This window comes from Rhizobium sp. Root491, from assembly GCF_001427205.1.
In the GTDB taxonomy this organism is placed as follows: Bacteria; Pseudomonadota; Alphaproteobacteria; order Rhizobiales; family Rhizobiaceae; genus Agrobacterium; species Agrobacterium tumefaciens.
Map to the genome: position 1 here is coordinate 756935 of NZ_LMFF01000001.1, position 22688 is coordinate 779622.

21 protein-coding genes are annotated in these 22688 nt (G+C 60.3%); 9 read left to right on the top strand and 12 right to left on the bottom strand.

Annotated elements, in window-relative coordinates; translation table 11 throughout:
* Positions 1-48 precede the first annotated feature (48 nt).
* The 4 genes from ASD46_RS03825 (at position 49) to ASD46_RS03840 (ending at position 3332) form a co-directional block, all read left to right on the top strand.
* Positions 49-819: an SDR family NAD(P)-dependent oxidoreductase gene (locus ASD46_RS03825; RefSeq protein WP_025592616.1), complete on the top strand. Its 771-nt coding sequence runs from the start codon at positions 49-51 to the stop codon at positions 817-819.
* Positions 819-1733 (top strand): 2-dehydro-3-deoxygalactonokinase, encoded by a 915-nt coding sequence (locus tag ASD46_RS03830; RefSeq protein ID WP_025592614.1) that lies wholly within the window; start codon positions 819-821, stop codon positions 1731-1733. The genes ASD46_RS03825 and ASD46_RS03830 overlap by 1 nt, the downstream gene beginning before the upstream one ends.
* A 77-nt stretch (positions 1734-1810) precedes the next feature.
* A complete protein-coding gene (locus ASD46_RS03835; protein ID WP_025592613.1) occupies positions 1811-2440 on the top strand; it encodes a 2-dehydro-3-deoxy-6-phosphogalactonate aldolase in 630 nt (209 codons plus the stop codon).
* Positions 2441-2444: 4 nt separating this feature from the next.
* Complete coding sequence (locus ASD46_RS03840; protein WP_025592612.1) at positions 2445-3332, top strand: SMP-30/gluconolactonase/LRE family protein; 888 nt, start codon at positions 2445-2447, stop codon at positions 3330-3332.
* A gap of 94 nt (positions 3333-3426) precedes the next feature.
* Here ASD46_RS03840 and ASD46_RS03845 read toward each other — a convergent pair whose 3' ends face one another.
* Positions 3427-4779 carry a putative bifunctional diguanylate cyclase/phosphodiesterase gene (locus ASD46_RS03845; protein ID WP_003519050.1) on the bottom strand — a complete coding sequence of 451 codons (1353 nt, stop codon included), beginning with the start codon at positions 4777-4779 and terminating at the stop codon, positions 3427-3429.
* Positions 4780-4921: 142 nt separating this feature from the next.
* A complete protein-coding gene (locus ASD46_RS03850; protein ID WP_046205582.1) occupies positions 4922-6541 on the bottom strand; it encodes a response regulator in 1620 nt (539 codons plus the stop codon).
* 407 nt (positions 6542-6948) lie between these two features.
* Here ASD46_RS03850 and mutL point away from each other — a divergent pair, with 407 nt between their 5' ends.
* From mutL to ASD46_RS26220, 3 genes are all read left to right on the top strand, one after another.
* A complete protein-coding gene (gene mutL / locus ASD46_RS03855; protein WP_025592608.1) occupies positions 6949-8769 on the top strand; it encodes a DNA mismatch repair endonuclease MutL in 1821 nt (606 codons plus the stop codon).
* Positions 8770-8919: 150 nt separating this feature from the next.
* A complete protein-coding gene (locus ASD46_RS03860) occupies positions 8920-9141 on the top strand; it encodes a DUF2093 domain-containing protein (protein WP_003519053.1) in 222 nt (73 codons plus the stop codon).
* Between the two features lie 122 nt (positions 9142-9263).
* On the top strand, positions 9264-9551 hold the full coding sequence (locus tag ASD46_RS26220) for a DUF3892 domain-containing protein (RefSeq protein ID WP_025592606.1): 288 nt from the start codon (positions 9264-9266) through the stop codon (positions 9549-9551).
* A 75-nt stretch (positions 9552-9626) separates the two neighbouring features.
* Here the strand turns inward: ASD46_RS26220 and lpxK are convergent, their stop codons facing one another.
* The 6 genes from lpxK to ASD46_RS03890 form a co-directional block, all read right to left on the bottom strand.
* The gene (lpxK, locus tag ASD46_RS03865) at positions 9627-10673 is read right to left on the bottom strand and encodes a tetraacyldisaccharide 4'-kinase (protein WP_013635567.1); all 1047 of its coding nucleotides are present in this window, start codon (positions 10671-10673) and stop codon (positions 9627-9629) included.
* A gap of 164 nt (positions 10674-10837) precedes the next feature.
* On the bottom strand, positions 10838-11575 hold the full coding sequence (locus ASD46_RS03870) for an HAD family hydrolase (RefSeq protein WP_025592602.1): 738 nt from the start codon (positions 11573-11575) through the stop codon (positions 10838-10840).
* Positions 11569-12891 carry a lipid IV(A) 3-deoxy-D-manno-octulosonic acid transferase gene (gene waaA, locus ASD46_RS03875; RefSeq protein ID WP_013635565.1) on the bottom strand — a complete coding sequence of 441 codons (1323 nt, stop codon included), beginning with the start codon at positions 12889-12891 and terminating at the stop codon, positions 11569-11571. The genes ASD46_RS03870 and waaA overlap by 7 nt, the downstream gene beginning before the upstream one ends.
* Positions 12892-13106: 215 nt before the next feature.
* Positions 13107-13346, bottom strand: coding sequence for a DUF4170 domain-containing protein (locus ASD46_RS03880; protein ID WP_019564234.1), 240 nt, complete (start codon positions 13344-13346; stop codon positions 13107-13109).
* Between the two features lie 58 nt (positions 13347-13404).
* Positions 13405-14211, bottom strand: coding sequence for a 3'(2'),5'-bisphosphate nucleotidase CysQ (locus ASD46_RS03885; protein ID WP_004432172.1), 807 nt, complete (start codon positions 14209-14211; stop codon positions 13405-13407).
* Between the two features lie 93 nt (positions 14212-14304).
* Entirely contained in the window at positions 14305-15651 is a 1347-nt protein-coding gene (locus ASD46_RS03890) for a TldD/PmbA family protein (RefSeq protein WP_004432174.1), read from the bottom strand.
* A gap of 116 nt (positions 15652-15767) precedes the next feature.
* Between ASD46_RS03890 and ASD46_RS03895 the strand changes: the two genes are divergently transcribed.
* Positions 15768-17597, top strand: coding sequence for a monovalent cation:proton antiporter-2 (CPA2) family protein (locus tag ASD46_RS03895; RefSeq protein WP_004432178.1), 1830 nt, complete (start codon positions 15768-15770; stop codon positions 17595-17597).
* 42 nt (positions 17598-17639) lie between these two features.
* Here the strand turns inward: ASD46_RS03895 and ASD46_RS03900 are convergent, their stop codons facing one another.
* The 3 genes from ASD46_RS03900 to ASD46_RS03910 all read right to left on the bottom strand — a co-directional run bounded on the left by ASD46_RS03900 (position 17640) and on the right by ASD46_RS03910 (position 21269).
* On the bottom strand, positions 17640-18566 hold the full coding sequence (locus ASD46_RS03900) for a patatin-like phospholipase family protein (protein WP_013635561.1): 927 nt from the start codon (positions 18564-18566) through the stop codon (positions 17640-17642).
* Between the two features lie 188 nt (positions 18567-18754).
* Complete coding sequence (gene rsmD, locus ASD46_RS03905) at positions 18755-19312, bottom strand: 16S rRNA (guanine(966)-N(2))-methyltransferase RsmD (RefSeq protein ID WP_004432183.1); 558 nt, start codon at positions 19310-19312, stop codon at positions 18755-18757.
* Entirely contained in the window at positions 19293-21269 is a 1977-nt protein-coding gene (locus ASD46_RS03910; RefSeq protein WP_025592599.1) for a pseudouridine synthase, read from the bottom strand. Before ASD46_RS03910 ends, rsmD begins: the two co-directional genes overlap by 20 nt.
* Positions 21270-21340: 71 nt before the next feature.
* Between ASD46_RS03910 and ASD46_RS03915 the strand changes: the two genes are divergently transcribed.
* Positions 21341-21799 carry a nucleoside deaminase gene (locus ASD46_RS03915; protein ID WP_025592598.1) on the top strand — a complete coding sequence of 153 codons (459 nt, stop codon included), beginning with the start codon at positions 21341-21343 and terminating at the stop codon, positions 21797-21799.
* A 52-nt stretch (positions 21800-21851) separates the two neighbouring features.
* Here ASD46_RS03915 and ASD46_RS03920 read toward each other — a convergent pair whose 3' ends face one another.
* The gene (locus ASD46_RS03920; RefSeq protein ID WP_019564237.1) at positions 21852-22505 is read right to left on the bottom strand and encodes a hypothetical protein; all 654 of its coding nucleotides are present in this window, start codon (positions 22503-22505) and stop codon (positions 21852-21854) included.
* Between the last annotated feature and the right edge of the window lie 183 nt (positions 22506-22688).

The window sequence follows — 22688 nt, forward strand, 5'->3', positions numbered from 1 at the left end:
ATCTAGTTCCAAATAATGGAACAATCAAGCCCCTCACTGGACGAGACGATGTCGATGATGCAAGCCCATTTCCCTGACCTCAAGGACGCGGGCGTGCTCGTCACCGGCGGCGGCTCCGGCATCGGGGCATCGCTGGTGGAGGCCTTTGCGGCGCAGGGCGCAAGGGTCGCGTTCATCGACATCGCCGAAGAGCCGAGTGTGGCGCTCGTTGCGCGGCTTGCTCATGCCGCACGCCATCCGGTCCATTTCTTCAAGACCGACCTGCGCGATATTGCGGCGACCCGGCAGAGCGTGGAGGCGGCAGCAGCTGCAACCGGCGGCATCAAGGTGCTCGTCAACAATGCCGCATGGGACGACCGCCACGACATCGATACCGTCACAGAAGCCTATTGGGATGCCAATCAGGCCGTCAATCTCAAGCAGATGTTCTTCACGGTTCAGGCCGCCTTGCCACATCTGCGGCAAGCGCGAGACGCAGCCATCATCAATTTCTCCTCGATTTCGTTTTTGCTGAACATGGGCGAGCTTCCTTCTTATGCGGCAGCCAAGGCCGGCATCATCGGCCTGACGAAAAGCCTGGCCGGACGGTTGGGGCCGGAAAATATCCGCGTCAACACGTTGCTGCCGGGCATGATCGTGACGGAACGGCAGAAAGAATTGTGGCTGACGGACGACGACGTCACCTCGACCACGGCACGGCAATGTCTCAAGCGCACGCTTGTCGCCGCCGATCTGGTGGGTCCGTGCCTGTTTCTCGCATCATCGGCATCGAGCGCGATCACCGCGCAATCCATAATCGTAGACGGAGGCCTGTTATAATGTCTGAACCCGCTTTTATCGCCGTCGACTGGGGCACGACCAGTTTCCGGCTCTGGCTGCTCAGCCGGTCCGGCGCGGTGCTGGCTGAGCGCAGAAGTGCTGAAGGCATGACGACGGCCATGCGGACCGGCTTTACAGAGGTGCTGCAATCGCATCTCGATGCCATCGGCGCACCGGAAAAACTGCCTGTTCTTATCTGCGGCATGGCGGGTGCGCGGCAGGGCTGGGTGGAGGCCGGTTATATCGACGTGCCTGCATCGCTTTCAGCGGTTCTCGATGGTGCGGTGCGCGTGCCGGGTCAGGAGCGGGATGTCCGCATTCTGCCGGGGTTGGCGCAGCGGGACAAAAACGCACCTGATGTGATGCGTGGCGAAGAAACGCAATTGCTCGGTGCACTCAGCTCCGCCGGTGACGGCAGGAAGCTGGTCTGCATGCCCGGCACCCATTCCAAATGGGTAACGGTGGATGGCAGCGACGTGACGGGCTTTGCCACCTTCATGACCGGTGAGTTGTTCGAGGTCATCTCGAAACAGACCATCCTTTCCCATGCGGTGGCGGAAGCCGAAGCCTTTACCGGCGAGCACGAGGTATTCAGGGCGGCCGTGCGCGACGTCTATGCCAATCCGCAGCTCGCCACCAACCGTCTGTTCACCCTGCGCTCCGGACAATTGTTGCACGGCCTCACCGCGACAGATGCCAAGGCCAAGCTTTCCGGCATCATGATCGGACTGGAAATCGCCGGTGCGCATTCCTCCGTACGGCGGGACACGCCGGTGGTGCTGATCGGCTCCGGCGCGCTCGGCGCGCTTTACGAGGGTGCATTCGCAGCCCTTGAGATTCAATATACTGTCATCGACGCAGACGAGGCCGTTCGGCGCGGGTTGTTAGCCGCCGCAAATGCCATCTGGTCATAGATTATTCAGTGGAGCGGAATTCCAGGCGAAAACCGCTCACGCTTTTCGCCATCCCGCTCAAGGACGAAAGACCCACCATGCGTATCCCCTTCCCCGCCATGAAATATCCGCTGATCGCCATCCTGCGCGGCCTTAAACCCGAGGAAACCGAAGGCGTCGTCGGCGCGCTGATCGAGACCGGCTTCCGCGCCATCGAAATCCCGCTCAATTCGCCCGATCCGTTCCGCTCGATCGAGATCGCCGCGAAGATGGCGCCCGCCGATTGCCTGATCGGCGCCGGCACCGTGCTCAGCACGGACGACGTGGATGCGCTGGACGCCGCCGGTGGCAAGCTGATGGTCAGCCCCAACGCCGATGCCGACGTCATCACCGCCGCGCGCGTCAAGGGCATGGTGACGATGCCGGGCGTTCTGACTCCGACCGAGGCTTTGGTTGCCGCAAAGGCCGGAGCAACCGGGCTGAAGTTCTTTCCCGCCAGCATCATCGGCCCGTCCGGCATCAATGCGATCCGGACGATCCTGCCGAAGGATCTGGTCATTGCCGCCGTTGGTGGCGTCTCGGACAAGAATTTCGCCGACTATACCAACGCCGGCATCCTCGCTTTCGGGCTTGGCACCAGTCTCTACAAGCCCGGCATGAAGGCTGCGGAAGTGCGCGAGCGCGCCATCGTCACGCTTTCGGCCTATGATGCAGCAATTGGAGGATAAAAGCATGGCGACCGTGTTTCCCTTTGCCGGACGCGTTCTTGACGAAACGCCGATGACGCTTGGCGAAGGCCCCACTTTCGACCCAGCGACTGGCACGGCCTGGTGGTTCAATATCATCGGGCGCGAACTGCATGAATTGCATCTCGCTTCCGGCCGCAAAACGGTGCACGCCCTGCCCTTCATGGGCAGCGCACTGGCGAAAATCAGCGACCACAAGCAATTGATCGCCTCCGATGACGGCCTTTTCCTTCGCGATACGGCAACCGGCGTGTTGACGCTGCATTCGGAGCTTGAAAAGGACATGCCCGACAACCGCTCCAATGACGGGCGTATGCATCCCTCGGGCGCGCTGTGGATCGGCACCATGGGCCGCAAGGCGCAAATCGGCGCGGGCAGCATCTACCACGTTGCCAGGGGAACCGTGACCAAGCTGTTTGCCGATGTCAGCATTCCAAATTCGATCTGCTTTTCGCCCGATGGCGCGACCGGATATTACGTCGACACCAAGGTCAACGAGCTGATGAGGGTGCCTCTCGATGCCGAGACGGGACTTCCCACCGGCAAGGCAGAGGTGTTCATTGACACCGCCGGCATCGACGGTGGCGTCGACGGATCGGTCTGCGATGCGGAAGGGCATATCTGGAACGCCCGCTGGGGGATGGGTGCGGTCGATCGTTACGATGCCGACGGCAACCACATCGAACGCTATCTGGTGCCAGCGGGACAGACGACCTGCCCGGCCTTCATCGGCCCCGATGCGTCGCGCCTTCTCGTCACATCCGCCCGCGAAAATCTTGACGACGACGCCATTGCCGCCAATCCGCAGCATGGAAAGACATTCGAGCTCGGGATTCAGGTGAAGGGCAGGTTCGAGCCGCTCTACCGGTTGTGAAGCGCGGCGCGGGCCGCCTTCTCATTCCTGTGCTCGTCACAGGGATGAGGTTGGGGAGGTCCCTACAGCCTTATGTGCGAGGCCACTCCATTTCTCAGGGAATATCCGACAGGATCTCGCGATAGTTTTCGTGAAGGTAACGCTGCGTGGCGGCGGCATCGGCGGGGCGGCCGTAAAAATAGCCCTGCCCCATAGCGCAGCCGAGCGCGCGCAGTTTTTCCTCTTCCGCCTGCTCCTCGATACCCTCCGCGACGACCTCGAGATCAAGCCCTTCGCACATGGCGACGATGGCCTTGATGATATGTTCCGAAGGACGGTCGCTGCTGATGCGGGAGACAAAGGCGCGGTCGATCTTGACCTTGTCGAAGGTAAAGTCGCGCAGGCGGCCAAGGCTCGACTGGCCGGTGCCGAAATCGTCAAGAGAGATACGAACACCCGCACCCTGCAATTCGCTGATGATGCGCTGCGCGGTATCGGCGGAAGTCATGACAGCGGTTTCGGTTATTTCAAGCTCCAGCCGGTGCGGATCAAGGCCGACACGCGACAGGATGGACAGAATATTATCCGCTGTGCCGGGGTCCATCAATTGCGCGGACGACAGGTTGAAGGACAGGAAAAGCTCTCGCGGCCAGAACAGCGCCGCTTCCGCCGCCTTCCTCAGCAGCGCTTCCGACAGCGCGTCGATGAAACCGCGTTCTTCGGCCAGCGGCACGAAAACGGCGGGCGACACGAAACCGAGATCGGGGTCATTCCAGCGGGCGAGTGCCTCGAAACCGATGACCTTCGCTTCTTCCAGCCTGACGATGGGCTGGAAATGCACGTCGATCGCATCGGTGATGATGGCGTTACGCAACGCCTGTTCCAGCTGGGTGGCGCGCTTCATTTCCTGCGCAATCTCGCGCGAATAGACCGTTATCTGGCCACGGCCACGGCGCTTGGAGCGGTAAAGCGCAGTCTCGGCGCTTTTCAGCAAATCCTCGAAATCATCGCCGGCGAAGGGATAGATGGCAAAACCGAAGGAGGAGGAAAGCCGGACGTTGCGGTCGCCGAGATCGTAAGGCGCAGAAAGCACGTCCTTGATCATGTTGCCGATGCGCTCTGCGCCGGTGCGTTCGAATACCAGCGGCAGCACGAAGGCGAACTCGTCGCCATCATGGCGCGTCACGGCGGCGCCATCTGGAATGCAAGCCTTCAGCCGATGCGCGACCTGGCACAAAATCTCGTCGCCCGCCTGCACGCCGAAAAGATCGTTGATGGGTTTGAAGCCGTCAATATTCGCAATGCCGACGGTGAAGGGCGCGGGATCGCTGGAACGCTCGCTGGCGAGCATGCGGATCTTGTCCCGCAAACGGTAACGATTGCCAAGCCCCGTCAGCGGATCGCTGTAAGCCATCGCCTGCAGCTCGTTCTGGCTGACGTGCAACGCCTGCGGCTCTGCCCGTTTCATTCCTGCATCTCGTGAATCCCGTGTCGACCGCGATCACAATGCAGGGCAAGTATTAAAAAAGCCATAGAACCGCGCACCGAAAATGCGGCGGCGTCTCCGCAATGCCAGCGGCTCGAACACAAAAAGCTGAAATGGAGGAGCTTCAGGCTTGCAGCCGCAGGGCATCCTTGCCGAAAAGGCGCAGGAAAACGGCATCGACCATATCGGGACTGACGGGTTTCAGCAGCATGTCTTCCATGCCCGCCGCCAGGCATTTGTCGAGATCGCCCTCGAAAGCGTGGGTGATGACGCCGACGATGGGAATGCGCTCGTCGCCAGCCAGTGCACGCATACGGCGGGCGACCTCAAAACCGTCGATATCGCCAAGCGTGGTGTCGAGCAGGACGACGGACGGTGCCTGCTCCTCAAAAAGACGCAACGCCTCCTCACCCGACGTGGCAAGCCGCCAGGACAGCCCCAATCCCTCAAGGATTTGTGAGAAGACGATCTGGTTGACCCTGTTGTCCTCAACGAGAAGTATCTCGCAGACGCCGCCGGTCTTGAGGATTTTGGGCAGGTCTTCGGTCATGATCTCCCAGTCCTCGTCGGAGGACTTTTCCTTCGGAGACGATTTGAGGCCGACGGCGAGATAATGCAGCAGCGAAGCATCGATCTCCTCTTCCTCGATGGTGACGACCGGCAGGTCATGCGCGGCCGCGATATCGAGGCATGTGACGCTCATCTGGGCGTCGACGACGACGACATCGATGCCGACGCCTGCGGAAGCGGCGATATCGATGAAACTACTCTGTTCTTCCTCGCTCCTCACCACGGCATGATCCATGCCGCTCGCGGCCAGCCGGTGGCAGGCGGCTTCGGCAAAGCGCCCGTTTCCGGAAACCACCAGCACCGCCTTGCTTTTCAGCAGACCGCCTGCGGAATCGCGATCTTCATCCTTGCCATAGGTGGAGGCGACGAAATCGACATGTTCGAGCGAGGGGATGACGGGCATGCCGTTCGCGTCGATGGTGGCGAGCGCGGTCACGTCCTCCATCGTCGTGACCAGAAAATGCCGGCCAGGCCGACCCACCCGCTGCTTGCGGGTAATCGTCAGCACCTCTTCACCATTCGCGCGCCTCACCCTTTCGGGAAGGATGCTCGGCGTGCCGCTGTCCAGCACCATGCGATCGGCAGCGTCGATCCGGCCTGCGACCTGGCGCGAATGCAGATCGAAAACCGTGCGGCCGAGAATGCTCTCTGCACTGGTCTCGACCATGGTGCAGGCGGCTTTATTTACGGCGACATAGGCGAGGTTCCGGTCCTTGACGAGGACCGGAAACGGCAGATTGTCGAGAATGTCTTCGATCAGCTGAACGCGTTCGAGGTCGATGCGCCACTGTTCTTCTCTTTTCTTCTGTTCGGAAATATCGGCAACGACGCTGATGCCCAGCCCGGAAGGCAGGCGGTTCATGACGAAGCGCAGGAAGCGCTCCCCCTTCAGCCGCTCGGTTTTTTCAGACCTTTCCTTCCAGTGCAGCGCCAGCCGCTCGCCGATCCATTCCTCGCGTCCCAGCTGCCGGGCATTGGCGGACAGGCTTTCCGCTTCCAGAAGATAACAATCGTAAAGCGCGCTCAGATAGTCGCGCAGCCGCGCGCCCGGCCCGATAACGGCCTCTTGCAGTGGAAAAAAACTCAAAAGCTTCCGGCTTGCGAAAACGATGTGATCGTTCCGGTCGTAAACGACGATCGCCGCGCCAAGCGCGTCGCAAAGGGCATCAAGCATCACCGTATGAACGCCCGCGCCGGAGGACGCCAAATCACTCAACTGCAAACTCCCACCTGTTTTCAGGGTCAGGCTTATGTTTCTATTGGAATCGTCCGAGGCAAATGCCGGGATGAAACGGTAAATTCCGCAAAAGAGACATCAGGGTTCGCTACTTGAAGCAGTCTTGAGGGGAAGATGACGTTCACCCATATACGACGTCACACCACCCGGCGAAGGGGGGCCTCGTTCCTGCAGTCATTTCAAGCCGCCTCACCATATGCAAGGCCGATTAAAGGCGGATTAACGCTTAACCTGACGTTGAACGGAAATGATCAAACGCCGGGCAGGCCGCAAAACATGTGCAAACTTTCACGACTTGAGTTTTTTGCTTTCGAAGCCGTGACGAATCCGCGAAAATGATGATCATGGCCATCAAGCAGCTTTCAGAAACCCTCATCAACCAGATCGCCGCCGGCGAGGTCATCGAAAGACCCTCCAGCGCCACGAAGGAGCTGGTGGAAAACGCCATCGACGCGGGCGCAACGCGCATCGAGATCGCCACGGCGGGCGGCGGCAAGGGACTGGTGCGCATCACCGATAACGGCTCCGGCATGTCGCCTGCCGATCTGGAGCTTGCGGTCCGACGCCATTGCACCTCGAAAATATCCACCACGCTTGACGATATACGCACGCTTGGCTTTCGCGGTGAGGCCCTGCCCTCCATCGGCTCGGTTGCCAAGCTTTCCATCACCAGCCGGCAACACGGCGCAGAACAGGGTTCGGTGATCTCCGTCACCGGCGGCAAAGTCTCCGAGGTCCGGCCCGCCGCTGCCAATGCCGGCACCATCGTCGAGGTGCGCGACCTGTTTTTCGCGACGCCAGCACGGCTGAAATTCCTGAAGACGGAGCGAGCGGAGTCAGCCGCCATTACCGAAGTCGTCAAGCGGATGGCAATTGCCTTTCCGCATATCCGCTTCGTGCTGTCAGGCACCGACCGCTCCACGCTTGAAATCCCCTCCACCGGCGACGATCACCTTGCCCGCATGGCGCAGATTCTCGGTGCCGAGTTCAAGGACAACGCCATCGAAATCGATGCCGGGCGCGAGGATGTAACGCTCTCCGGTTTTGCCGGCGTGCCGACCTTCAACCGCGGCAACTCGGCGCATCAATATGTTTTCGTCAACGGTCGCCCGGTGCAGGACAAATTGCTGTTGTCCGCCATTCGCGGTGCCTATGCCGAAACCGTGCCGCACGGGCGATATCCGGTCGCGGTGCTGTCCCTGACGCTCGATCCCGCATTTGTCGACGTGAACGTGCATCCGGCGAAATCAGATGTGCGCTTCCGCGATCCCGGCCTCGTTCGCGGGCTGATCGTCGGTGCTATCCGCCAGGCGCTGACCCGCGACGGTGACAGGGCGGCGACGACTGGTGCCAGCCAGATGATGAACGCCTTTCGCCCCGGCTACAGCCCGTCCAATCTCCGGCCGTCTGCCGCTGCGACATGGTCCGCCGCGGCCTCGCCTTCCCGACCGCTTGCCGTTTCCGGGAACATGCAATTTGCCGAGGCCGTGCAATCGCGCTTTTCCGACATCACCATGCCGACCGCGCGGGCAGAACCCCGCGAGGTTTACGAGGCCTCTGCAAGCCCGTCGCTGGAACCGTCACAATATCCGCTCGGCGCCGCGCGGGCGCAGTTGCACCAGAACTACATCGTCGCGCAGACGGAAGACGGCCTCGTCATCGTCGACCAGCATGCGGCGCATGAACGGCTGGTGTTTGAGGAAATGCGCAATGCGCTGCATTCCAGACGCCCGCCTTCACAGGTGCTGCTCATTCCTGAGATCATCGACCTTCCCGAAGAGGATTGCGACAGGCTGATGGACCATGCGGCTGGTTTCGATGCGCTGGGACTGGTCATCGAGCGTTTCGGGCCGGGGGCGGTCGCGGTTCGCGAAACGCCGGCGATGCTTGGCGAGGTGAACGTGCAGGGGCTGGTGCGGCAGCTTGCCGACGAGATCGCTGAATGGGACGCTGCCTCCACGCTTGCCAACAAGCTGGAATATGTCGCCGCCACCATGGCTTGCCACGGCTCGGTGCGTTCAGGGCGGCGCATGCGGCCGGAGGAGATGAACGCGCTTTTACGGCAGATGGAAAACACGCCGGGTTCAGGACAGTGCAATCACGGTCGTCCGACCTATATTGAGCTAAAACTTTCCGATATAGAACGTCTCTTCGGCCGAAGCTGAGCCTTAACCCCGGGGGCAGCAGGCAGGGCTGGCCTTGGGCGTAGCTCAGCGATATAAATTCAAGGGACTGGAGCATCCGGATTGTTCAGGAGAACGCTACGCCGTTTCGGGCTGGATGCACTGACAGGACATAGCAGGAGACGAAAACGGATGAACAGATTTGAGGGAGGCGGAAACCGCATCGCCGTCATCGAATATCTCGACGGTGACTTCCGGATCGTGCAGACCGGCTCGCATGTCATATGCGCCATCACCGGCAAGACCATTCCGGTCGACGAGCTGCGCTACTGGAGCGTCGCCCGGCAGGAAGCCTATGTGGATGCCAGCGCCTCACTGGAGGCAGAGCGCAAGGCTGGTAATTTGCCAGCATAGTGTAGACGCGACGATGTAGTGAATATGCTTCGCGAGCACTGGTATTATAGAAAATACTAATTCACGTGTAAATTGAAGTATGCGATAGTTCTCTTGTCAAGCGAGCAAAGGAACGATTCGTTATGATCACTGCCAGAATTAGATGCATCAATAAAACTGACAGAAGCAGCGCTTGGGAACGCATAAGAAGCGTCGGCGGCGTCAACCCGGACGGTAAGAACTGGAAACTTACGCTCAACGACGCAATCGTAGGCATCGAGAACAAAACTTACGCGTTCTATGTAGAACGTCCTGCAGGGGATAGGGTCAACGTAGTCGTGGCCAAAAGTGCTTATGGAAACAAGTATCTAAAAACTACATCAGACGGTGATCAACCAAATAACCTCCTAAGCTTGCCTGAATGCCCTTAAGACGAGTATGGCATAGCGCACTGAAATATAAATCTTTATTTTGGTGCGCCTACCACAAAATACTTGGTATATTTGTTAGAATGACGTCCGCGCATTTTCCCGCAGCAAACGGGCGCGGCAGTTCCGCACCGCCGTCTCGATGATCGTTGTGGCCGCATTGGGATCGTCGAACACCATGTCGACCTCGATCACCAGGCTGTTCCACAGCAATTCTTCCGCACGGCCATGGTGCCCGTTAAGACGCACGGCGTCCTTGGCCGTTGTCACCAGCTGCAAGTTTTCCTTATCCGCGTCCTGCAGAAGATCGGCGATCTCATCATCGCTGAAATGGTGATGGTCAGGAAAAGAGCGCTGCAGCACGATTTCGCCACCAAGCCCCTCGACAGTTCGGAAAAACTTGGCGGGATCGGCGATACCAGCATAGGCCAGCACGCGCCTTCCCCTAAAATCCTGCGGTTCCTGCGGCTTTATCGCCGCAACGAAAACCGGTTTGGCGGCCTTTGCCGCGGTTCTGACCAGCGGATCGGCCGCATGGCCGTTGCCGACTTTCAAGAGTCCGGTCATATGCCGCATCTGTTCGGCAAGCGGCGCCCGGACCGGGCCGCCCGGCACAAGATGACCGTTGCCGATGCCACGCACCGTATCGATAACGACCAACGCATAATCCAGCGTCAGGCGTGCGCTCTGGAAGCCATCATCCATGATGATGAGATCCACGCCCTCCTTCACCAGCCGATGCGCACCTTCCACCCGCTTGCGGGAGATGACCGTCACCGCCTCGCGGGCAAGCAGCAGGGGTTCATCGCCTACATCAGCTGAGCGGTGCTGCGCGGGATCGACGAGGGTGGTGATATCAAGTGTGCCGCCATAACCACGGCTCAGGAAGCCGGGTTTCAGGCCCTTTGCGGTGGCGGCTCGGGCGATTGCCATTGCGGTCGGCGTCTTTCCGGCACCACCAACGGTGAAGTTGCCAATGCAGATGACCGGAACGGAAACGCTCGCCCGTTTTGCCGTGCGCATCCGCCGGCCGGCAATATTGCCGTAGAGAAGGGAAAACGGTGATAACAGCCAGGCTTGCCAGCCTGCTTTCTGCCACCAGAAAGGCGGCGCTTCAGAAACCATATATGCCTGCTCCCGGCCGCATCACCCACGGCATTGCGCTTAAATTCGATAAATCACATGGGTATTTGCCAGAAAAAACCCTGAATTGCAAAACCCGGCTATACATGCGCAGCTTGTCTCTTCCCATCTTGTGCGACAAGTGGCGCGCACTGCGGGGACATGACCTAAACAACGCGTTCCGGAAGCAGGGTTTCCAGCGCGGTAATATCATCGAAACAATAATGGGCGTCGGCGCCAAGGCTTTCGCGCGAGCCGGTTCCGGTGAGAACGGCAATGCGCAATCCTGCGCCGGCATTTCTCGCCATGTGCAGATCATGATTATTGTCGCCGACCACTGCCACGCGTGCAGGCGCAAGACCAATCGCGTCGCAGAAACCGATAACCATGCCGGGTTGCGGCTTGGTGCCGTAACCGCTGTCATAACCGGCGACGAAATCGACATCGCTTTCGAAACCGAAACGGATCGCCGTCTGGCGGATGGATTTTTCGTTGTCGCTGGAGGCGATGCCAAGCTTGTAGCCGCGTGCCTTGAGCCTTGCGAAAAATGCCTTGAGATCGGTGACCGGCACGGATTTATCCGCTGCTTCAGTGAATAGCCGGTCGAGCCGCGCAGTCAACTCCACGACATCGCAAGGCGAACCGGCGGCGACGAGACCGGCAGCTATCTCCGCCGTATTGCCGGCAGCCAAAAGACTGTCGGGCACCACATGCCCGGTAACCGGATCCATGCCGCAGGCGGCGAGAAGCTGGTCCGCAAGAACGGGATCGCCCTTGGCGGCAATCGCCGCAAGTTCACGGTTCACCGGCCCCCAGCTTGCGTCATAACCCAACAGCGTACCGTCCTTGTCGAAAAGGACTGCGGCAATCGATTGGGTCGCATCAATCTCCATATCCGCTACCATGAACCGATGGCACTCCGCGGTTGCAGCTTGGCGGTGACTGTGAGCGGGTTGATGTAGGGCTCCAGCGCCTTGACGGTGGCGGAAAGCGCGCCGCGCATGTCCTGAATGACCCGGTTGCCGGCATCGATCATCTTGTAGCGTTCATTGTCGTTGACCAGGAGGTAATGCACCGCCTTGGCCAGCATCTCGACATCGCGGACGATGCGCCCGCCGCCTGCGCGGATCAGCTTCTGATAGGCCTCGCGGAAATTCTGTACATGCGCGCCTGACAGTACGGCGCAGCCCAGCATTGCCGGCTCCAGCGGGTTCTGCCCACCCTCGGCCGTCAGCGAACGGCCGACGAAGGCAAGTTCGGTGAGCCTGAGGTAAAGCCCCATTTCGCCAATGGAATCCCCGAGGAAGATATCGGTTTCCGGCGTGATCACGTCGTTGCGGCTTCTGCGCGCCACGGTCAACCCCATGCCCTTCAGCATGGCTTCCACGTCGTCGCCGCGCTCGGGGTGGCGCGGCACGATGATGGTCAATTGACCGTTGCGCGACTTGATCGCCGCATGCACGGTGGCTGCTGCCTTCTCTTCACCGTCGAAGGTGGAGATCGCCGCCCATGTCTTGCGGGGGCCGATCTGCCTGCGATAGTGCTCGAGCAGAGCTTCGTCGCAAGGCGGCGGATCCGTATCGCCCTTGAGGTTGCCGGATATCACCACCGGCCAGGAGCCGAGATCACGGAAGCGTTCGGCATCGACATCGGATTGCGCAACCACCAGCGCCAGCTTGGAGAACAGCGATTCCGCAATGTCGTGCCGGTTGTTCCAGCGGTCGAAGGAACGGTCTGAGAGCCGCGCATTGACCCGGATCTGCGGAATGTGCCGGCGCTCCAGCTCCATCATCGTTACCGGCCAGATTTCCGATTCAGCGGTGATGGCGGCATCCGGTGCCCAGTAGGCGAGGAAACGGTTGACCGCGATCTTGATGTCGAGCGGCACATATTGGTGGATCACATCATCGCCAAGCCGGGTACGGGTCAGCTCGGCCGAGGTGACGGTGCCTGTGGTCAGAAGCACGAAGATATCGCGCTTGCGTATTTCGCGGATCAGCGGAATGAGGGCGAGCGTTTCGCCGACACTTGCGGCATGGAACCAGACGAGCGGGCCACGGGGGCGCTCCGCGCTGGCGTAACCGAAACGTTCTAGACGGCGGCGCTTGTCTTCCTTGCCCTTTGCGGCCCGATAGGAAAGATAAGGCCGTGCAAACGGATAAGCGGCGATACCGGCAATCCTGTAACCGGAAAGAGCGAAACGTGCGATACGGCTGCTCATGACATTCTGCCCTTGATCATTCCGCGCAATGCCCTGCCCCTGTTCTTTGTTGTTATCGCCGCCTACTTCTTCTCAAATTGCGTCATTTTTTATCATCGGAAACAAAAGCGCGATCACGTTTTCTCGCAACCGAATTTCCTGCCTGCCATTCCGGGCAGGAATCACGGGAAAACTCGCCTTCACCCAATAGTATTACAACGCAAGGGCAAAAGGACTCAATTTTTATCGTCGGGATTGAGAAGACGGTGCATATGCACGATAAAATAACGCATATGGGCGTTATCAACAGTCATCTGCGCCTTGGATCTCCACGCGGTCAGCGCGGAAGCGTAGTCAGGATAGATGCCGACGATATCGAGCGCATTCAAATCCCGGAACTGAACATCCTGAAGATTTTCCAGTTCGCCGCCGAACACAAGGTGCAGCAGCTGTTTCTGTTTGCCAGATTCCGTCATGTCTTGTCTCTTTCTTAAGCTCTGAGAGCCCCTCATCTGCGGGATTTCCGGGCAAACGTCAACCATCGGACAGATGTGAAAACGCTTTCAAAAGCGCGGGAAGCGCATATTCTGCTGCAGCGCACAATGCGGGGTGGTTTACCTCGCGGCGATTATACATCAGGGGTTTTCCGTCAAGTCCGACCAGACTGCCGCCTGCCCTTTCGAGGATCAGGTCTGCGGCGGCCAGATCCCACTCGTGCGAGTTCGCCTTGACCAGCGTTCCATCGATGCGGCCATCCGCCACCATCGCCAGCCGGTAGGCGAGCGAGGGCACATGCGGAATGCGCTTGACGGTGCTGCGCACCTCTTCCGGCAGATGCGTAATCACGTCTTCAGGTGCGGCCAGATGGAAGACGCCGGTGTTTTCACGGGCGGCTGAAATCGGCTTGCCATTCTTCAGCGCTTCTCCGCCTTCAAGTGCGGTGAATTCCTCTGCGAGTGCAGGCGCAACAAGGGCGGCAACGACGGGTCGGCCCTCATGCACCACGGCGACGCTGACGCACCAGGTATCCCGCCCACCGATGAAGGCGCGCGTTCCGTCGATGGGATCGATGACGAAGACGGTGGAGCGGGCAAGCCTTGTCGTATCGTCATCCGTCTCTTCCGACAGCCAGCCATATTCCGGCCGGGCGGTACGCAGGATGGTCTCGAGAATTTCGTTTGCCGCGTAATCGGCCGCGCTGACCGGTGAAAGCCCGCCATTCTTCCACCAGACCTCGGGGTCCTTGCGGAAGAAACCGAGGGCCGTCTCGCCCGCCTTGCGTGCGGCTTCGAGGACCAGCCTCAGATCGGAAGCCCAGCGGGCCTCAGCCATATCGTTCATTTTGCCGTCTTTTCCGCGCGCCTCATACGGCGCGCCTGTTTTTCCCTTCGCACTTGCACACAAAGTGCTGGCGAAAACAACCCGCAGGTCGCCTCACTTGCCCGCGATCGTCATGCCTTCGATAGCAAGCGTCGGTGCTGCGACACCATATTTGCGGTCGATATCGTTAGCCGGCGTGACACGCATGAACATGTCCTTCAGGTTCGAAGCGATGGTGACCTCGGAAACCGCGAAGGATTTTTCACCATTCTCGATCCAGAAGCCGCTCGCACCGCAGCTATATTCACCGGTGAGCATATTGGCGCCATGGCCAATCAGTTCGGTGACGTAAAAGCCGGTTCCGACGTCCCTCAGCAGATCTTCCGGCGAAATATCGCCTGGCTCCAGCGCAAGATTGGTTGAGGACGGCGATACCGAAGTGCCACCGCGCACGCCGCGACCGTTGGTTTCAAGGCCGAGTTCACGGGCTGCCGAGGTAGAGAGGAACCAATGCTTCAGCACCCCGTCCTCGATCATCGTCATCTTCTCGCCCCGGACACCCTCGCCATCGAAAGGACGCGACGAGGGGCCACGAACGATCTGCGGATCGTCCGTCAGATAAAGGCCCTTTTTCAGAACCTGCTGCCCCATCCTGTCGCGCAGGAAGCTGGTCTTGCGGGCAACGGAAGCGCCATTGATCGCGCCGGCAATGGCGCCGACGAAACCGCGCGCGATGCGGGGATCAAAAACCACGGTAATATTGCTGCCGGTATCGACCTGACGCGGGCCGACCCGCCGCACGACTTTTTCGCCGGCGCGGCGGCCGATCTCTTCGGCTGCATCCAGATCGGCGTAATAGAGGCGGCTGTCGAAATCGTAGTCGCGCTCCATCTTCGTGCCCTCGCCGGCGATGACACTGACGGAACGGCTGAAACGGCTGCCCATGTAGCTGCCGGAAAAACCGTGCGAGGTGGCAAGGACGAGGCCGCCCATGCCGCTCGATGCGCCAGCACCGGAGGAATTGCTGACGCCCTTGACGGCAAGCGCCGCCTCTTCCGAGGCGAGGGCTGCCTCACGCAATTGATCTGTAGAGACCTCGGTCGCATCGAAAAGCTCGAGATCGTCGTAGGAGGTTGCGAGCCGTTCCTTGTCTGCCAGGCAGGCGAAGGGGTCTTCCGGCGAAACCTTCGCCATGGCCACCGCCCGTTCCGCCAGGGTCTTCAGGTCGAAGCCGGGATTGGCCGAAACGCTCGCCACCCGCCGCCCGACGAAAACGCGAAGCGAAAAATCATCGCTTTCGGAGGATTCGGTACTTTCCACCTTGCCAAGCCGGACGCCGACCGATTGCGACCGAGAGCGGACGACGACGGCATCCGCCTCATCCGCGCCTGCAGCACGGGCAAGATCGACAAGCTCGCTGGCGCGATCGAGAAGTTTGGAAGAATCTATTTCTGAGGACATGAGTTGGCCTTTCATTCCTGTTCCATTTATTGTGCCATCAACCCCGCATCAAGGGCGAAACGCCGCTTTCTCCATCGACAAGGCTTTGTCGCCACCATATTCGAAAGTCAGCCAGCATGACCGAGCACGACGCTCTCTTTTCCGAACCCTTGCTGCTTCTGGCCGGCGCTGTCATCGCGGCGTCGATTTTCCGCAAACTCGGCCTTGGCACCGTGCTCGGTTATCTGGTGGCGGGCATCGTCATCGGGCCGTTCCTGCATCTGGTGACAGACGCGAAAGATATCTTCAACGTCTCGGAACTGGGCGTGGTTTTCCTGCTCTTCATCATCGGCCTCGAACTCAAGCCATCGCGCATATGGCAGATGCGGCGCGATATTTTAGGGCTGGGGCTGGCGCAGGTGCTGGTGACGGGCAGCGTGCTGGCATTGATTGCCTGGTGGGCCGGACTGATCGACGCGCGCGGCAGCCTCGTTGCGGGTTTCGGCCTTGCACTCTCCTCCACCGCCTTTGCGTTACAGATTCTTGAAGACGATGGCGACATGAATACGCGGCATGGCAACCGCTCCTTCTCGATCCTGCTGTTTCAGGATCTCGCTATCGTACCGCTTCTCGCCCTTGTGACCATTCTTTCCAACCGCCCGGACGTACCAACGGATTCGATGGCCTACGATCTCGTCGCCTCCGTTGTCGCGGTGGCGGGCATGGTGTTGGCCGGGCGTTATCTGCTGACGCCGATGTTCCAGATCATCGCCCGCACGGGTGCGCGGGAGGTGATGATCGCCGCCGCCCTCTTCGTCGTCATCGGTGCGGCCGCCATCATGGAGGCGGTTGGGCTTTCGATGGGCATGGGTGCGCTGCTGGCCGGGCTGATGCTGTCGGAATCTTCTTATCGGCACGAGCTGGAAGCCGATATCGAGCCGTTTCGCGGGCTGTTTCTGGCGCTGTTCTTCATGGCTGTCGGCATGTCGCTGCACATCAACATCGTCTACGAGCACATTCTTCTCATCCTGATCGCCGTGCCGGCGATGATGGCTGTGAAGGCGGCCGTAATCTATGGGCTGTGCCGCATCGCCGGTTCGTCCCGTTATGCATCGAGCCGTATCGCGCTGCTGCTGGCGCAGGGCGGCGAATTCGGTTTCGTGCTATTTTCCACTGCTGCCGCCTCCCGCCTGTTTCCGCAGGCGACGGCTTCCATCCTTGTCGCCATCGTGACGCTTTCCATGGCGCTGACGCCGCTGCTGGCAGTGGTTTCTCGCCGGCTGACGGCGGAGGATGCCGATGAGGACACGCTGGACGAGGATTTTGACGGGGCTGGCGCCGATGTGCTGATGATCGGCTTTTCGCGCTTCGGCCAGATCGCCTCGCAAATCCTGCTTGCCGGTGGGCGCGACGTGACTGTCATCGACAGTTCGGCCGATCGTGTACGTCAGGCTTCCCGCTTCGGTTTCCGCATCTTTTTTGGCGATGGTACACGCAAGGACGTGTTGATCGCGGCTGGCATAGAGCGCGCCGATCTCGTGGCGGTCTGCACCCATAAAAAGGAAGTCACCGACCGCATCATCGACATGATCCAGTCGGAATTTCCAAGCGTGCGCATCTATGCCCGCTCCTATGACCGCATTCATTCCCTCGATCTCAGGAAAAAGGGCGTGGAATACGAAATCCGCGAGACGCTGGAATCCGGCCTGCTGTTTGGCCGCCGCATTCTGGAAGGGCTGGACATGGACGGCGAAAGGGCGCTTGCCATTTCCGACGACATACGCGAGCGCGACGAGGAGAGATTGCAGCTACAGGCTGTGGAAGGGCTCGCCGCCGGCAGGCAGATGCTGCACAACAAGCCGGTGCGCGAAGTGAAGCCAGAGCCACTGATGAAGCCGAAGAACAAGGTGGAAAAGCGCGAGGAAGAAGAGGACGAAGACGAGGGTGAAATAGCAGTCACCCACTAAGCGGCACGCGCTCGCCCATAGCGAATACTCAAGGAGTACCGCTCAAGCCTCAACGCCCTGCCCGCGGTGGAACAGTTCCACCTGCATTTCGATCTGCCGTTTCAGATCATCCTTGATCCCGGCGGAAGCGTTCAGAACTTCTTCCGATTTGAGGAAATCCAGCACGCCGAAACGGTGCACCGGTGGGCGCAGGAAAATATGCGGCGGTCGCAATCTGAGTTTCAGGGCAATGGCCGCCTGCATCATCAGCTGACTGGCGCCGAACAGGCTGTCCAGCCGGTTCGGCATGGTGGTGCCGTCACCTTCAGGGCCGCCAACCACATCGATGCCGACGATGATATCGGCCTGATCCATCAGATGCTCATAGGGCACAGGATTGAAGATGCCGCCATCGATCATGATGCGGCCGTTGACGCGCACCGGCATGAATAGAGCCGGAATAGCCGCAGAAGCCGCCAGCGCCTGGATGATCTCGCCGGTTTCCACCACCACTTCGGTCTGCGCATAATAATCCGTGGTCACCACTTTCAGGGGAATGGCAAGTTCGGAAAAATCCTTCGGCAGGGCCTGCGGCATCAAGGCGTGCAGAATGAGTTCGAGATTGAACTGGCCAAGACGAAAACCATCTACCGCATGGCGCATGGATGCGGGGCCTAGGCTCCAGAGACGGTTGGCGACCGAACCCTTCCGCCCCATGAGTTCCAGCGTATATTCGCGGATTTCCTTGCCGCTCATGCCGGCCGCCATGCCTGCTGCGATGATGGAGCCGATGGAGGAGCCGGAAAGCGCGACCGGGCGAATGCCTAGTTCGTCGAATGCCTCGATAACGTTGATGTGGCAGATGCCGCGTGCGCCACCGCCGCCGAGCGCCAGGCCGAATGTCGGCTCATGACCGCTCTCGCGGCTAGCATCGATTGCCTCTTGCCCGGCGTGAACCATTGTGACGCTGTCGTTTACACCCTGCTCCATGCCAAATACCCAAGACCCTTTCCACGGCAAAGCCTCTGCCTATTCGGCAAACAAGACAAGACCGTGACGTGACGGGAAAGTGCTGCCGTCAGAGCGTTTTCGCTTTTCTTCAAATCGCGAAAACACTCTAACTCTTTGTTTTGCGGCATTTCCGCACGGAAACCGGGGCCGTTTTCGCTGGAAATGCTCTAGGGCTCGTAGCGGTAGAAGTGCATTTTCGAGTCACCGAAGATGCGGCTTTCGAGCGGTTTGAACACCGGCTCGACATTGACCACAACATCGCCGCGCTCTTCCAGAATGGCGAGCGCACCGGGGGCCAGCCAGCCGCCAGCATGGGCAGCAGCAAATGCCTTCTCCCCGTGGCCCTGGCCATAGGGCGGATCGGCGAAAAGGAGATCGAAGGGCTCGATATTGTTGACGCCGCCAAGCTTGGTCGCGTCACGCCGCAGGATGCGGGCACGCCCATGCAGCCCCAGCGCATCGATATTTTCCCACAACAGCCCCCTGCCCTCAACGCCGTTTTCGACGAAGAGCGCCACACGACAGCCACGCGAAAGCGCCTCCAGCCCGACCGCGCCCGTTCCGGCAAAAACGTCCAGAACGCGCGTACCGTCAAGACTTTCCGGATAGGCGTGGCTTAGAATATTGAAGAGGCTTTCCCGTGTCCTGTCGATTGTCGGACGAATGGAATTTGTTTTCGGCGCGGCCAGGTTTCGGCCGCGGAACTCACCGCCTACGATCCGCATTACGTGTCATTCCCCTGCCACCAGAAGGTTTGCCACCCGGGCCTTTGCCACCCGGTTTGCCGCCGCCGGGGCCGCTACCGCCACCGGGGCCTTTGCCCTTGCCAGAAAAACCCGAACGTTCGCCACGTTCACCCGGTTTTCCAAAAGAAGGCTTGCCCGATGCGGGCCTGCCGCCGGGTTTTCCACCCGGTTTTGCGCCTCTTGGCTTGTCACCAAAAGGCCGGTCGCCGCGTGGGCGATCACCGTCTTCGCGGGGCTTGTCGCGGAACGGACGCTCACCGAAAGGTTTCTCACCACGTGCCGTGCGATCTCCGAAGCTCTTCTCGCCGCGTGGGCGGTCGCTGCGCGGGCGATCACCCTCCTCACGTGGCTTGTCACGGAACGGACGGTCGCCAAACGGTTTTCCACCGCGTGCGGTGCGATCTCCGAAGCTCTTCTCGCCGCGAGGACCGTCGCCACGCGGGCGATCTCCCGCTTCACGTGGTTTGTCACGGAACGGGCGGTCACCGAAGGATTTCCCGCCGCGATCTCCAAAGCTCTTTCCACCGCGCGGGCCGTCGCCACGTCCACGACCGCCTTCCTCTTCGCGCGGGGAATCCGAACGGATCCACTCGCCCTCGGAATCGGCATGCCTGACGACGTTGCGGCGCGCTTCCGCCTGGGCGGATGGCTTCTTGAACAGGCTTTCCGCTTCCGCGCGGGCAGAAGACTTCCGCTCCTTGCCATCACGGGTGGGCTTTGCGCCGGGCGCCATCCAGACATTGGCCGTGCGGCTGGTGCCCGCGGGCGGGCGGGCGGGGCGGCGTTCTTCGCCATCCTCTTCGCCACGGGTTTTCGCGCCGAATTTCCCGGCAGGTTTGCCACCGAACTTGCCGGCTGGCTTGTCACCGCGCTTGGTGTCGAGACGGCCGAGCGCCTTTTCGCGGCGATCTTCCGGTTTGCCGGCAGCCCTGTCGAACCGCGGCTTGCCTTCCGGCGCATCGCTCTTTGCCCATTCGGACCGGGGCGCGCGCTTGGGCGTATTTTCTTCTTCATCGTCGGCGACAGGCGCATCGTAGATCGGCGCGTCGAAATTGGCGCCGGATTGTTCGATGAGGCGCGGACCAAGCTGGTCACGCAGCATGCGGCCACGCACTTCAAGCACCTTGCCTTCAGGCAGATCGCCAAGCTGGAACGGGCCGTAGGAGATACGGATCAGGCGGTTGACCTCAAGGCCGAGCGCGCCGAGCACGTTCTTGATCTCGCGGTTCTTGCCTTCGCGCAGACCCATGGTGATCCAGACGTTGTGACCCTGGGTGCGGTCGAGCGTCGCGTCGATAGCGCCATAAAGCACGCCGTCGACGGCAATGCCTTCCTTCAGCTTGTCGAGCGCTGCCTGATCGACCTCGCCATGGGCGCGCACGCGGTAGCGGCGCAGCCAGCCGGTCGTCGGCAGTTCCAGCACGCGCGAGAGACCGCCATCATTGGTCAACAGCAGCAGGCCTTCGGTATTGATGTCGAGGCGGCCGATAGAGAGCACACGCGGCAATTCACCCGGCAGATTGTCGAAAACGGTCGGGCGGCCTTCCGGGTCGGAATTGGTCGTCACCAGGCCAGCGGGCTTGTGGTAAAGCCACAGGCGCGTGCGCTCGGCCCCGCGGATGGGCATGCCATCCACTTCGATCTTGTCGGAAAGAGTCGCGTTCATCACCGGAGTGTCCAGCTTGACGCCGTTCAGCGACACGCGGCCTTCCATGATCATGCGCTCGATATCGCGGCGCGAGGCAACGCCGGCGCGCGCCATGATCTTGGAAATGCGCTCTGGCTTGGTGCCCATAACGGCTTCCTGCACCGGAGCCGCCTTGGCTTCTACCGGTTTCTTTTCACGCTCTGCGGCGGGCTTGCCGGGGCCTTTCGGCTTCTTGTCGCGGCTAAAAGTCTTGCCACCGTCACGCTTCGGCTTGTCTTTAAAAGTCATTTGCTGTTTGCCTGTTGTTTGGGCTGTCCTATCAGGTCCAAGCACAAGGGTTAAGAGGAAATTGAAACGCAATGGCCGAAAGGACGCATTTCATGGAACTGGCGCTGGCGGAAGCCCGTGCCGCCGGTGAGCGGCAGGAGGTTCCGATCGGCGCAGTCCTGGTTATGGACGGTCGCGTCATCGCCCGTTCCGGCAATCGCACCCGTGAATTGAACGATGTGACGGCGCATGCCGAAATCGCCGTGATCCGCATGGCCTGCGAGGCGCTGGAACAGGAACGCCTGCCCGGTGCCGATCTCTATGTAACGCTGGAACCCTGCACCATGTGCGCGGCGGCGATCTCGTTTGCCCGCATCCGTCGTCTCTATTACGGTGCGGAAGACCCGAAGGGCGGCGCGGTGCATAGTGGCGTGCGCTTCTTCAGCCAGCCGACATGCCACCACGCGCCTGATGTGTATTCGGGGCTGGCGGAAAGCGAAAGTGCTGAAATTCTGCGGAAATTCTTTCGCGAGAAACGTCTCTACGAATAAGCAGCCGGCGGGAGATGCAATCTTTCCCGCAGGCCATAAGCCCTTCATTTTATCAGAAGGGGTTCCACCAGGGTTTGCCGGTGTTTGCCATCGCCGCTTCTTTCTTACGGCGCTTTTCCTTCTTCTGCTCCGGCTCACCGAGGTCAGTCAGCTGATCCTGCGGAACGCTACGATATTCCTGCGGCGGATCGGTCAGGAACTTGCGCTGGGCGTTGACGACAGAGCCACCCTGGGCATCTGCCTTGGCCTTGCGGAAGGCTTCCCATTTCTGGCTTTCGGTCATCTGGCCGGCCGTGCCATTGCCGGCAAGCAGCGGTGAGCGGTAATGCGGATTGTTCTTATTGGCATCCGCCTCGTCGCGCAGGCGTTCACGGGTCTCTTCCGGCGATTCGACCCATTGCGGGTTGTTTTCGCGGCTCGCCATGTTCTGCTGCGGCGTCGTCAATTGCTCGGCGCGGGACTGGGCGGGGACAACGAGACCGGGACGCGGGCTGTACTTCAGGTTACGTTTTTCCTGATCGTTGCCGGTGATCGAAGTCGCGTTGCCGAGGTCGTCTACAAGCTGTTCTGCCGCAGTCTTGCCCGTACCATAGGTCGGGCTCGTGCAGGCGCTGAGCAGCACGCCTATCGCCGTGATACCTGCAACCGTGCGGAACATGCTCAAACCCTGCGCGTTATCCTGCCCAAAAGCCTTCATCGTCTTCATAAAAACCCTTCCAGCCGTCCGTCCCATTGCGCCAGACATCGTCTTTCGGCAGGCGGTAGCCCGCATTGCCGTGCAAATCCGGCCATTTTCAGGCAGGTGTACCGGATGAAGAGCTAAAGCGCAATTCATCCGGCCATTTTCCTCGCGCATCGGCCCGAAACTCGAAATCGATTTTTCGACAGG

What these genes read in the sequence shown, in the direction of transcription:
- ASD46_RS03825 (WP_025592616.1), top strand. Translation starts at nt 49, where the DNA reads ATGTCGATGATGCAAGCCCATTTCCCTGACCTCAAGGACGCGGGCGTG.
- ASD46_RS03830 (WP_025592614.1), top strand. Translation starts at nt 819, where the DNA reads ATGTCTGAACCCGCTTTTATCGCCGTCGACTGGGGCACGACCAGTTTC.
- ASD46_RS03835 (WP_025592613.1), top strand. Translation starts at nt 1,811, where the DNA reads ATGCGTATCCCCTTCCCCGCCATGAAATATCCGCTGATCGCCATCCTG.
- ASD46_RS03840 (WP_025592612.1), top strand. Translation starts at nt 2,445, where the DNA reads ATGGCGACCGTGTTTCCCTTTGCCGGACGCGTTCTTGACGAAACGCCG.
- ASD46_RS03845 (WP_003519050.1), bottom strand. Translation starts at nt 4,779, where the DNA reads ATGAAACGGGCAGAGCCGCAGGCGTTGCACGTCAGCCAGAACGAGCTG.
- ASD46_RS03850 (WP_046205582.1), bottom strand. Translation starts at nt 6,541, where the DNA reads ATGCTTGATGCCCTTTGCGACGCGCTTGGCGCGGCGATCGTCGTTTAC.
- mutL (WP_025592608.1), top strand. Translation starts at nt 6,949, where the DNA reads ATGGCCATCAAGCAGCTTTCAGAAACCCTCATCAACCAGATCGCCGCC.
- ASD46_RS03860 (WP_003519053.1), top strand. Translation starts at nt 8,920, where the DNA reads ATGAACAGATTTGAGGGAGGCGGAAACCGCATCGCCGTCATCGAATAT.
- ASD46_RS26220 (WP_025592606.1), top strand. Translation starts at nt 9,264, where the DNA reads ATGATCACTGCCAGAATTAGATGCATCAATAAAACTGACAGAAGCAGC.
- lpxK (WP_013635567.1), bottom strand. Translation starts at nt 10,673, where the DNA reads ATGGTTTCTGAAGCGCCGCCTTTCTGGTGGCAGAAAGCAGGCTGGCAA.
- ASD46_RS03870 (WP_025592602.1), bottom strand. Translation starts at nt 11,575, where the DNA reads ATGGTAGCGGATATGGAGATTGATGCGACCCAATCGATTGCCGCAGTC.
- waaA (WP_013635565.1), bottom strand. Translation starts at nt 12,891, where the DNA reads ATGAGCAGCCGTATCGCACGTTTCGCTCTTTCCGGTTACAGGATTGCC.
- ASD46_RS03880 (WP_019564234.1), bottom strand. Translation starts at nt 13,346, where the DNA reads ATGACGGAATCTGGCAAACAGAAACAGCTGCTGCACCTTGTGTTCGGC.
- ASD46_RS03885 (WP_004432172.1), bottom strand. Translation starts at nt 14,211, where the DNA reads ATGAACGATATGGCTGAGGCCCGCTGGGCTTCCGATCTGAGGCTGGTC.
- ASD46_RS03890 (WP_004432174.1), bottom strand. Translation starts at nt 15,651, where the DNA reads ATGTCCTCAGAAATAGATTCTTCCAAACTTCTCGATCGCGCCAGCGAG.
- ASD46_RS03895 (WP_004432178.1), top strand. Translation starts at nt 15,768, where the DNA reads ATGACCGAGCACGACGCTCTCTTTTCCGAACCCTTGCTGCTTCTGGCC.
- ASD46_RS03900 (WP_013635561.1), bottom strand. Translation starts at nt 18,566, where the DNA reads ATGGAGCAGGGTGTAAACGACAGCGTCACAATGGTTCACGCCGGGCAA.
- rsmD (WP_004432183.1), bottom strand. Translation starts at nt 19,312, where the DNA reads ATGCGGATCGTAGGCGGTGAGTTCCGCGGCCGAAACCTGGCCGCGCCG.
- ASD46_RS03910 (WP_025592599.1), bottom strand. Translation starts at nt 21,269, where the DNA reads ATGACTTTTAAAGACAAGCCGAAGCGTGACGGTGGCAAGACTTTTAGC.
- ASD46_RS03915 (WP_025592598.1), top strand. Translation starts at nt 21,341, where the DNA reads ATGGCCGAAAGGACGCATTTCATGGAACTGGCGCTGGCGGAAGCCCGT.
- ASD46_RS03920 (WP_019564237.1), bottom strand. Translation starts at nt 22,505, where the DNA reads ATGAAGACGATGAAGGCTTTTGGGCAGGATAACGCGCAGGGTTTGAGC.